The 10,072-nt window shown below is 75.3% G+C and carries 12 protein-coding genes; 5 read left to right on the forward strand and 7 right to left on the reverse strand.

Annotated features, from left to right (window positions below):
- Window positions 1–97: 97 nt before the first annotated feature.
- The gene (locus VGI02_RS24960) at window positions 98–1,660 is read right to left on the reverse strand and encodes a class I adenylate-forming enzyme family protein (protein WP_331632002.1); all 1,563 of its coding nucleotides are present in this window, start codon (window positions 1,658–1,660) and stop codon (window positions 98–100) included.
- A 75-nt stretch (window positions 1,661–1,735) separates the two neighbouring features.
- Here VGI02_RS24960 and VGI02_RS24965 point away from each other — a divergent pair, with 75 nt between their 5' ends.
- The gene (locus VGI02_RS24965) at window positions 1,736–2,272 is read left to right on the forward strand and encodes a PadR family transcriptional regulator (RefSeq protein WP_331632004.1); all 537 of its coding nucleotides are present in this window, start codon (window positions 1,736–1,738) and stop codon (window positions 2,270–2,272) included.
- Between the two features lie 9 nt (window positions 2,273–2,281).
- Here the strand turns inward: VGI02_RS24965 and VGI02_RS24970 are convergent, their stop codons facing one another.
- The 3 genes from VGI02_RS24970 to VGI02_RS24980 all read right to left on the reverse strand — a co-directional run bounded on the left by VGI02_RS24970 (window position 2,282) and on the right by VGI02_RS24980 (window position 3,988).
- Window positions 2,282–2,539 (reverse strand): DUF2630 family protein, encoded by a 258-nt coding sequence (locus VGI02_RS24970; RefSeq protein WP_331632006.1) that lies wholly within the window; start codon window positions 2,537–2,539, stop codon window positions 2,282–2,284.
- Window positions 2,540–2,820: 281 nt separating this feature from the next.
- Window positions 2,821–2,961, reverse strand: a complete 141-nt coding sequence (locus VGI02_RS24975) for a hypothetical protein (RefSeq protein WP_331632009.1) — start codon at window positions 2,959–2,961, stop codon at window positions 2,821–2,823.
- 217 nt (window positions 2,962–3,178) lie between these two features.
- Window positions 3,179–3,988 carry a ParA family protein gene (locus VGI02_RS24980; protein ID WP_331632011.1) on the reverse strand — a complete coding sequence of 270 codons (810 nt, stop codon included), beginning with the start codon at window positions 3,986–3,988 and terminating at the stop codon, window positions 3,179–3,181.
- 530 nt (window positions 3,989–4,518) lie between these two features.
- On the opposite strand from VGI02_RS24980, the gene VGI02_RS24985 reads away from it, so the two are divergent.
- Window positions 4,519–4,830 (forward strand): STAS domain-containing protein, encoded by a 312-nt coding sequence (locus tag VGI02_RS24985; protein WP_331632013.1) that lies wholly within the window; start codon window positions 4,519–4,521, stop codon window positions 4,828–4,830.
- A gap of 5 nt (window positions 4,831–4,835) precedes the next feature.
- Here VGI02_RS24985 and VGI02_RS24990 read toward each other — a convergent pair whose 3' ends face one another.
- The 3 genes from VGI02_RS24990 to VGI02_RS25000 are packed head-to-tail and all read right to left on the reverse strand — an operon-like array spanning window position 4,836 to window position 6,316.
- Window positions 4,836–5,261 carry a PPOX class F420-dependent oxidoreductase gene (locus tag VGI02_RS24990; protein ID WP_331632015.1) on the reverse strand — a complete coding sequence of 142 codons (426 nt, stop codon included), beginning with the start codon at window positions 5,259–5,261 and terminating at the stop codon, window positions 4,836–4,838.
- Window positions 5,262–5,313: 52 nt separating this feature from the next.
- A complete protein-coding gene (locus tag VGI02_RS24995) occupies window positions 5,314–5,637 on the reverse strand; it encodes a hypothetical protein (protein ID WP_331632017.1) in 324 nt (107 codons plus the stop codon).
- A 22-nt stretch (window positions 5,638–5,659) separates the two neighbouring features.
- Window positions 5,660–6,316: a TetR/AcrR family transcriptional regulator gene (locus VGI02_RS25000; protein ID WP_331632019.1), complete on the reverse strand. Its 657-nt coding sequence runs from the start codon at window positions 6,314–6,316 to the stop codon at window positions 5,660–5,662.
- 78 nt (window positions 6,317–6,394) lie between these two features.
- Between VGI02_RS25000 and VGI02_RS25005 the strand changes: the two genes are divergently transcribed.
- From VGI02_RS25005 to VGI02_RS29180, 3 genes are all read left to right on the forward strand, one after another.
- Window positions 6,395–7,723 (forward strand): FAD-dependent oxidoreductase, encoded by a 1,329-nt coding sequence (locus VGI02_RS25005; RefSeq protein WP_331632021.1) that lies wholly within the window; start codon window positions 6,395–6,397, stop codon window positions 7,721–7,723.
- A gap of 29 nt (window positions 7,724–7,752) precedes the next feature.
- Entirely contained in the window at window positions 7,753–9,843 is a 2,091-nt protein-coding gene (locus tag VGI02_RS25010; protein ID WP_331632023.1) for a DUF222 domain-containing protein, read from the forward strand.
- 77 nt (window positions 9,844–9,920) lie between these two features.
- The coding region (locus tag VGI02_RS29180) for an endonuclease/exonuclease/phosphatase family protein (protein WP_414638374.1) at window positions 9,921–10,072 on the forward strand (152 nt) is incomplete at its 3' end.

A 10,072-nucleotide genomic window follows, 5' to 3' on the forward strand; every position in this document is an offset into this window, starting at 1 on the left:
GCGGCGACGAGCGTGCCGGGCAGCGGGTCGAGGTCGTCGAGGAACGCGCCGGTGCCGCTGACCAGCGCGGCGTCCTCGTCGCGGGACGGGGTCCAGCTCACCGGCGGACCTCCAGGACGGTGGAGTCCGCGAGCGCGTCGAACTCGCCGGCGGTGAGGACGCGTCGCAGGGTCTTGCCCACCGCCGAGCGCGGCACGGTGGCCACGGCCACCACGCGTTTAGGGCGCTTCAGCGAGGACAGGCCGGCGCGGGCCCACCGCTCGGTCGCGACGACGGCCTCGTCGGGACCGACCCCGGGCGCCGGCACGACGAACGCCGTCACCGCCTGGCCCCAGCGCTCGTCGGGCAGCCCGACGACCACCACGTCGGCGACCTCCGGGCACGCGACGAGCGCCGCCTCGATGTCGTCGGGGTAGACGTTCTCCCCGCCCGAATTGATCATGTCGTCGACGCGGCCCGCGACCCACAGGTCGCCGTCGTCGTCGGTCATGGCGAGGTCGCCGGTGAAGTACCAGCCGTCGCGGACGGCCTTCGCGGTCGCGTCCGGACGGCGCCAGTAGCCGGCGAACGCCTCGGGGCTCGCCATCGACACGGCCACCTGGCCCTGCTCGCCCGGCCCGACCACCGCATCGGGGGAGGCGCCGGGCGTGGGGTCGACGACGCGGACCCGGCTGAACACCCCCGCGCGTCCCGCGGACCCGGGCTTGGCCGCCACGTCCGGGCCGATCGAGAACGTGTAGATCTCCGTGGAGCCGAAGTGGTTGACGAACGAGTCCGGGGCCACCTCGTCCACCAGCCGCCCGGCCAGGGCGGGGGCCATCGCCGCACCCGCGTAGGCCAGCCGCCGCACCGACCGGAGCCGGCTGGGGTCGGCCCCGCGCAGCAGCGTCCAGAACATCGTCGGGACGAGGTAGAGCGACGTGACGCCCTCGGTCGCGACCAGCTCGGCCGCCTCGGCGGCGTCGAAGCGCGCCTGCGGCACCCACGTCCCGCCCGCGATCACCGTCGCGACCAGGGTCCGCAGGCCCATGGTGTGGAAGAGCGGCATGACGCCGAGCGCGACCTCGCCGGGCCGCCCGCCGGTCTGGATCAGATGCGCGACGGCGGCCGCGTGCTCCGCGGCGTGCGTGCGCGGCACGCCCTTCGGGCGCCCGGTGGTGCCCGACGTGTAGAGCATGACGCTGACGTCGTCGGGCCGCGGGGCGCGGCCGGGCGGCGGGGTGTCCGGTGCCGGGGCCGCGAGGCGCTCGATCTCGGCGACCTGGCGGTGGACGTGCGGCCGCACCCGGGCGTCGCCGGACGCCGTCACGACCCGCTCGGCGGTGGTGCCGTCGGAGACGACGACGGCGGGCCCGGCGTCGGCGAGGCAGTACACGAGCTCGTCGGGGCCCAGGCGCGACGAGAGCGGTACGGCGACCGCCGCCAGGCGCTGGACGGCGAGGTGCAGCGACGCGGCGGGCTCGCCCCCGGCCAGCACGAGCGCGACCCGGTCGCCGCGGCGCACCCCGAGGTCGGCCAGGGCGTGGGCGAGGTGCGCCGTCCGGGCGTCCCACTCCGACCAGGTCATCGGGGCGGGCCCGCCGACGGCCCGCCGTCGCGGATGCCGCTCGACGGTCCAGTCCCACGCCGTGGCGAGATCCATCGCCCCGCCTCCGATCATGATCCGCTGCATACCGTCTGATTCGGACTGTATGGAGTGTACGGCGGATCGGCAAGGATCGGTACGCTCCGCGACGTGGCCGACCGGCTCTCCCCGACCTCCTACGTCGTCCTGGGGACGATCGCGCTGCGCGGGCCGTCGACGTCCTACGACCTCAAGCGCGCCGTCGGTCGATCCATCGGCTACTTCTGGCACTTCCCGCACGCGCAGCTGTACTCCGAGCCGCAGCGGCTGGTCGACCTCGGACTGCTCGAGGCCGAGACCGAGGAGGGCGGGCGCCGTCGGCGGACGTTCCGACTCACCGGCGCCGGGCGCGACGAGCTGACGGCATGGCTCGCGGAACCGACGCCCGAGCACTTCCAGATGCGCGACATCGCGGAGCTCAAGCTCTTCTTCAACGAGGTCGGCGACCCCGGGGACGTCGAGCGGCTGGCGCGCGAGCAGGTGGCGGCGCACCGCGAGCGGATCGCGGTGTACGAGGACATGCAGGAGCGCTACGCCTCGCTCGACGCGGTGGCCAAGCGGATGATCACGCTACGGCTGGGCCTGGAGATGGAGCACGCGGCGCTGCGGTTCTGGACGTCGCTGCTGGAGGAGGTCGGCAGCGCCTGAGCGCCCGGTCTACTGGCGGTAGTTCTCGACGACGCTCGCGTCACGCTCGTGCGCCTCGCCCGGGTCCTCGCCGGCGTCGCGCCTGCCCTGGCGGAGCCGCTTGAGGTCGTAGAGCCGGTCGCGCTCGACCTGCAGCGCCTTGAGGCGGTCGGCGTCGGCGTCGCTCATCGAGCCGTGGCTGCGGTTGCGGATCTCGTGCTCCTCCGCGGCGTTCGCGTCGATGCGCTCGGCGATCTCGGCGTCGGTACGGGGCTCGTCGCTGGTCACGTCGCCACACTAGGTGGGCGGCGCCCCGGTGGGCACTATTCCGTGGCATCGGCCCGGAATGAGCGGAGCACGCCGACCGGTCGGCGCCAGGTCCTGACCACCCGGGTGGACGCAGCTCCCTGGGCCGGGAGAGTGGCGGCCTGCTGCGCCCGGCCGTATCCGGCGCGAGCCGGATGGACGGTCACACGGAGGCATACACAGAGTTACTCACAGGTGTGCACGCGTGCGCGACGACGGTTCCGGAGCGGGTCCGGGTCCGGAACACCGTCACTCCGGGTTGATCATCGGGGCGTGCCGCGGGCGTGATCGAGATAGGCGCGGATCGCGTGGCGCAGCAGGTCGACCACCGGCCGGCCCTCCTCGATCGCGCGGATGTGGAGCTCGTCGCGCAGCGCCCGGGGGACCCGGCCGGAGAGGTACACGAGCTCCTCGGCCGTGTCCCCGACGACGGAACTCCCGTGGCGGTGGTGCTGTCGCCGTCCCTTGGGTCCGGCTCCCGGTGCCTCCGGGCGGGACGGTTCGTCGGGGATCGACATCAGCGGGCTGGGCGAGGGAGCCAGCGCGGACGTCGGCTCGGGGCGCAGGCGCCCGCCGGGCGAGCGCCCGGAAGCGGGGGGCGGTCGATCGGGCGGTCGGGGGTCAGGCGCGGGCATCGGTCGTTGCCTCCAGCTGGTCGGCGAGCGTGGAGAAGGTCTCGATCAGGGCGCGGGCGGGAGCGCCGCGGGCCCGCAGCGGCTGCGCAGCGTCGATGGCCTCGGCCAGGACCGCCCGGGACGGGACCGGCGGGGACCACACGAGGGACCCGAAGGTCTCGGTGACGGAGTCGGTGTGCCAGGCGTGGAGCCCGCGGCGGCGGTCGTGCTCGTTGATGATCACGCCGGCGATGTCGAGGCGGGGTCGGCCCAGGTGCCTGCGGTAGGTGGCGACGAAGTCGCGGACCCGGATCGCGCCCTGCAGGTGGTCGTACTCCGGGCGCAGCACCAGCACGACGGTGTCGGCGGCCGCCAGCCCGAGCTGGGTCAGGTGCCCGAGCGAGGGCGGGCAGTCCAGGAGCACGACGTCGTAGTCCTCCGCGACCCCGACCAGCGCCAGGTCCATGCGCTCGTGGGAGCCGAGCTGACCGGCCTCGGCGACCCGCGCCTCGAGGTCGTAGCGCGCGGGCAGCAGCGCGATCCGCTCGGCCACCCCTCGGGCGGCGGGCATGGTCCAGCGGCACCCGACGATCGCGTCGGCGGCGCAGCCCTTCTGGTGGGCGGCCACGACCTCGGCGGCGGTGACCATGGAGCCGAGCTCGGCTTCGCCGTAGCCCAGCCGGCGCGACAGGTTGGCCTGCGGGTCGAGGTCGACGGCGAGCACCTGGCGACCCCGTGCGGCGAGGGCCTCGGCGAGCCCGACGATGGCGGTCGTCTTGCCCGCCCCACCCTTGTTGTTGGCGACTGCCACCCGCACGACCGCACCCCCGACCCGACTGTCGGCGTGTCGGCCGGCGTCGTTCCCCCGAACGTGCACAGTGGCACCGGTGCGCCTGTGCTCACAAGCACTCCCGCACGTGTGCACACGTGCACCGCCGAGCGGTTGGGGCACCTGGGTGAGGCCGGCTGCGGCCGACCGGCCCCGACGTCGCTCGGACAGCCCAGCGCGGACGGGCGAACCGTGACCTCCCGAGCGGGCCGTCGTAGCGTCCGGCCGCGAACGGCGGCTACCCAACAGGTCGCCGATCGGCCTACGGTCCAGGGACGCCGACCGCCACCTCTGCCGCGCTGCGAGTCCGACCGCAGCGCGGAGCGGGGTGCTGGTCGCGGGCGTCCCGGACCCTGATGCCCAAGCACCCCCGGATGCCCCGGGGGCGCGCGGGCGAAGACCAGGGGGGCACGTCGATGGTGACCAGACGGGTCGTAGCACCGCCACCGCGTTCGCGGTGCTCCGCGTCCGATCGCCCGGGCCGGGAGGCGGGGTCGTCGGGGGGCGAGCTCGACGCGGTGGTCGACCGCGACACGTCCACGGCGGTGATCCGGCTGCGGGGCAGTCTGCGCTCCGGGACCGCGGCCACGCTGCGGGAGGCCGTGGAGAGCGCGCTGGGCGCCCGGCCGGAGGCGGTCGTGCTCGACCTGACCGCCGTCGTCGCCGACGACGAGCTCGGCCTGTGGGCCGTCCCCGCGGTCGCAGGCGACGCCGAGCGGAGCGGGATCCCGCTGACCGTCGTGGCCCCGAACCGGAAGCTCCGCACCCTGCTGCGCCGTCTGGGTGCGCGATACGTCGAGATCACCGACGTGGCTCCGGTCGACCGCTAGCGCGGTCAGATCCGCTCGCCGTAGACCCGCTCGACGGTCATCGTCATGAGCACCCGACGGTCGGCGACCATCGTCGCGCGGTACTCGTCCCAGTCGGGGTGCTCGCCCGCGGCGGCGCGGAAGTAGGACACGAGCGCCTCGACCTCCGGACCTCGCGGGTCGGTGCCCGGACCGGTGAGCGTCACCGGTCCCTCGGCCACGGCCCAGGACCGGCCGTCGGAGGACGTGACCTCGAGCGCGCCGCGAGGATCGCGGCGCAGGTTCGCGGTCTTGGCCCGCCCCTCGGTCATCGACACCTGCAGCGTCCCGGCGTCGGGGTCGTAGAACGGGGTGACCGGAGAGAGCTGGGGGAGGCCGTTGGCCCTGATGGTGGCCAGCACGCCGAGGCGGCTGGTGGCGAGGAGGGCATCGTGGTCGGCGCGTGTGGTCATGCCCCGATCCTGCCCCCGCGCCCCGCCGTCGCCGACGCGATCTCCAGGACGCTCAGTGCCCGCTGAGCCGCCTGCGGTTCGAGACGACGGTGCGGTGCACCGGCGCGACGACGCCGCCCACCAGCCGGGCGGTGTCCTTCGGCGGCGTCGTCACCGCGACGGTCGCGACCCGACCGAACGCCTCGGCCTTCTCCCGGACCATGCGGACGAGCTCCCGACGTTCCCGGGCGTCCGGGGGCCAGCCGCCTGTCGCGAGGCGGGCCGTGCGGTAGGCGATCACCACCGGGGCCGACACCGAGATCTCGACGAGCTGCAGCCACGGCCGCACCCAGCCCGCACCGGGCACTCGTCCCGTCGAGCGGCTCCTCGTCGTCATCGGACCCACGCTACGTGCCGGTTCACGGGGAGGTCGTGGCGTCGGCGCTCGCCCGGGCCTGGCCCTCCAGCCAGTGCCCGTACGCCGCCGTCGACCAGCCGCGCTCGAGCACGAGCCGCCGGTAGGACGCGCCGTCGTCGAGGGCCCAGAACGCGTCGGCCGCCCGCTCGACGGTCACGCCGGACGCGAGCCCGCCGATCGAGGCGAGGTGTCGGGCGAACGCGCGCGCTCCCTCGAGGCGTTCCGCGTCGGCCTTCGCGAGCAGGGCCGCGGCGTCCGCGTCCACGTCCGCCGCCGCCTCCAGCGCCCGTCCGATCGGCGCGGCGCGGGCGACGACGTCCACGGTCATCTCCGCCCAGAGCCGCACCGACTCCGTGGGGTCGGTGCTCGCCAGGATCGCGAGCACGGCCGGCCGCTCGGCCATCGGCACCGGTTCGTCGTCGCCGACGAGCGAGACGTCCCACGCGAGCGACAGCAGGGCCGACTTGCCGCCGACGGCGTTGACGACGGTCCGGCGACTCACGCCCGCGGCATCGGCCACGGCGTCGAGCGTGGTGTCGGCGTAGCCGTGCGCGACGAACAGGCCGATCGCGGCGTCGACGACCGCTCGACGGGTCCGGCGCGCCTGCCGGGCCCGCAGGTCGGAGCGGTACGGACGACGCGGCGCCGCCTCGCTCATCGGTGACCTCCTCGTGTCTTGACGGCCCCGTCATTCGGATGCACTCTGCGTGCAACCAAAATAGCACCGGAGGCCCGCATGCACATCGCGATCATCGGCGCCGGCCCGACGGGACTCTTCCTCGGTGCCGCGCTCGCCCGCCGGGGGCACCGGGTCACCGCGGTCGACCGCGACGCCGGGCCCGATCCCGACGGCGGGTGGGACCGGCGCGGCGTCATGCAGTTCCACCACGCCCACGGGTTCCGCCCGCAGATCGGGGAGGCGCTGCAGGCCGAGATCCCGGGGGCCTACGACGGGTGGCTCGCCGCGGGCGCCGAGCCGATCACGTTCACGCTGCCCGACGGCGAGCGCATCCCCGGCGGCATGCGCTCCCGGCGGGAGACCTTCGAACGGGCACTGCGCGCCGCTGTCGTCGGGACCCCCGGGCTCACGCTGCGCCGCGGCCACGTCGATGCGGTGACCCTCGACGGAGCCCGCGCCACCGGCCTGCGCGTCGACGGCCACGACCTGCCGGCCGACCTCGTGATCGACGCCTCGGGCCGGGCCGGCCGGGCGACCCGCGCGCTGTGGGCCGCGCCGACGCTCACCGGGCGGACCGGCGTCGCCTACGTCGACCGCCAGTACCGCCTGCGCCCGGGCGCGGACCCGGGCCCGATGACGAACCCGCTCGCGTGGCAGGCCGACTTCGACGGCTACCAGGTGATCGTCTTCCGGCACGAGGGCGGCGTGTTCTCCATCCTGATCGTGCGCCCCACCGCCGACCCCGACCTGGCTCTGCTGCGCCACGACGCGGCCTTCGACGCCGCGTGCGCGACGATCCCCGGACTCGACGCCTGGACCGACCCGGAGCGCTCCGAGCCGATCACCCCGGTGTTCGCCGGTGGAGCCCTGATCAACCACTACCGCGGTCAGGCCGCTCCGGACGGCACCGTGCGCCGCGGTCTGGTGGCGGTCGGCGACGCGGTGTGCACGACGACACCGATGTTCGGCCGGGGCATCACCACGTCGCTGATGCAGGCCCGCGAGCTGCTGCGGCTGCTCGACGACGGTGCGGACCCCGGGGACGTCGCGGTCGTCTTCGACGCGTGGTGCGAGGTCCACATGCGGCCCTGGGTCGCCGACCACGTGCGCATGGACGCCGCCATGCTCGACCGCTGGGCCGGGCTCGACGTCGACCTCACCCGCCGCCTCCCGTCCGACCTCGTCATGGCCGCCGCCGCGGTGGACCCGGCGATCGGGCCCGCGCTCGGCCCCTACCTCGCGATGCTCGCGGGACCGGAGTGCCTCGACGAGGTCGAGCCGCTCGCGGCGGCGGTCTACCGCAGTGGCTGGCGTCCGCCGCGGGCCGAGGGCCCCGGGCGGGACGCGCTCGCCGCGATCCTGCGGGGTGCGCTCGTCGCCGTCTGACTGTCAGACCCCCGCTTTATCGTGCGGGCATGACGGTGATGGTGGGCTGGCAGTGCGGCCCGGACGACGACGAGGACGTCGCCCGGCCTGCCGCTGCCGACCTGCCTCGGCCGGACCCCGAGGATCTCCACGATCCCGCGGACGTTCCCCCGGCCGACCTGCTCGCCGCCGCGGACCCGGCCACCCTGCCCGGGCAGTGGGTCGACGCCGGCATGAGCGCCTGGTTCGCCCACGCGAACCGGGCGAGCCACGAGCAGGCCCGCTGGATGCTCGAGACCTCCCGGGCCCGAGCGGGCACCACCGAGCGCGTCCTCGACCGGCCGCGAGCGGCGAAGATCATCGCGGCGTGGTTGGGGTGGTCGGAGGCCTACGCGGCCCAGCGCCTCGAGTTCGCCCGCCAGGTCCTCGAGCGTCTGCCCGCCCTCGGGGACGCCATGGCCGACGGTCGCCTCGAGGAGCAGAAGGCGGGCTTCTTCACCACCATGCTGGCCGACCTCGACACCGAGCAGGCCCGGGAGGTCGTCGACCGGGTCCTGCCCGCCGCGCCGGAGCTGGCGTTCCGGGCGCTGCGCCACCGCATCGAGGCCAACGCCGAGGCCGTGGACCCGAGATGGGCCGCGGCGCGTCGGGCGGCCGCGATCGCCCGCCGACGCGTGTCGTTCGGGATCGCGCCGTCAGGGGCCGCGGAGCTGTGCGGGCTGGATCTGCCCGAGGAGCCCGCCCAGGACGCGCACGATCGCATCGTTGCCCTCGGGCGGATGGTTGCCCGCCGGCTGCGCCGGGCCGGGCTGGATGCGCCGGTCGGGCCGATCGAGTCCGAGGTGATGCTGACCCTCACCGGCCCGGAGGGTGCCGGGATGTGGGACGGCGACGTCGTCGAGCACGTCGTCACCTGCTTCGGCGGTCCCGCGGGCGACGGTTCCGACCCGGAAGACGGCGCTCCCGACGACGGCGGCCCCGCCGACGACGGTTCTGCCCCGGACCACGACGAGCCCGACGACGGCGGCCCCTGCGACGACCACGGCCCTCATGGCTCCGGCGATTGCGCCGAGGACTCGGCTGCCCACGAGGCTGATGCTGAATGGCGGGTGGTGTTCCCGGCGCGTGTGGCGCTGCGGCTCGGACTGGGAACAGTACTCGGCCTGGACCGTCGGCCCGGTGAGATTCCCGGCCGGGGTCCGGTCGTCAGTCAGGTCGCCGTCTGCATGGCCTGGAGGCGCACCCTCTCGACCTGGCGGCTGGTCCTGTACGACCGCCGCGGCGCCCTGGAGTACGTCCTCACCACCCGGCCGCCCCGGACCGGCCGGCCGCCGGCGCACGCCGTGCAACGCCGCCACCAGGTCATCGAGGTGACCGCCTACACGGACGAGCTCGACGCCCTGCACCTCGCACTGGGTGCCGAGCAGCCCGCCCTCGACCTGCCGGCCGGGACCGGTCTCCACGATGCCCTGGTGCCGGGGGACGCGCTCGGGCTGCTCACCCGGGCCGCCCGAGCGCTCGCCGCGGCCCGGGAACGGCCGACCGACGAGCACCCGGCGCACACCCGCGCCGAAGCCCACCGGAGGTTCCCCGGCGCCGCCCTGCGTGCCTGGGTCCAGGCCCGGGACCGCACCTGCCGTGCCATCGGGTGCGACGCGGACGCCGTCGGCTGCGACATCGACCACACCGTCCCGGTCACCGAGGGCGGCCGGACCGAAGCCGGCGGGCTGGGAGCGTGCTGCCGGCGCGACCACCTGTTCAAGCACGACCCCGCGACCGGTTGGTCGGTGGCCCAGCCCCGACCCGGGCACTTCGAGTGGACCGCGCCCACCGGTCGGGTCCACGTCGTCGCCGCCGAGCCCTACGACCCGCTGCCGGATCCGGTCCCCCGGACCAGCAGCGCCACGAGCCGGCTGCCCGGCGTGCCGCCCGGAGCACCGCGGCCGGCGGGCCCGCCCGGGCAGCCGCGGCGGAACCGTCACGGTCACCTCACGGACGCGGCCCGGGCCACGGCCGACCGCGTGCGCGCCCGCGCCGACACTCGCGGAGGACCCGGTCCCGGCGAGCGCACGGGGCAACCTCACTATCCGCTCGACGAGCATCCGCCCGACGACCGCTGGCCCGACGAGCCGCCCTTCTGACGCATCCGGGTCGCCGCCGGTCCCTCTCGGACCCGCACGATCCGGCTGGCGGCGATCGGGACGGGGTAGCCGCTGTGGTGCGCCTGGCGACGTGGAATGTCCAGCACGGACGGTCGCACGAGGACGGTCGCGTGGACCTCGACCGGTTCGCGGCGGCGGTCGGCGAGCTCGACGCCGACGTGCTCGCGCTGCAGGAGGTCGACCGTGTGCAGCCGCGGTCGTCCGGCGC

It is taken from the genome of Actinomycetospora sp. (genome assembly GCF_036497245.1).
Taxonomy (GTDB): domain Bacteria; phylum Actinomycetota; class Actinomycetes; order Mycobacteriales; family Pseudonocardiaceae; genus Actinomycetospora.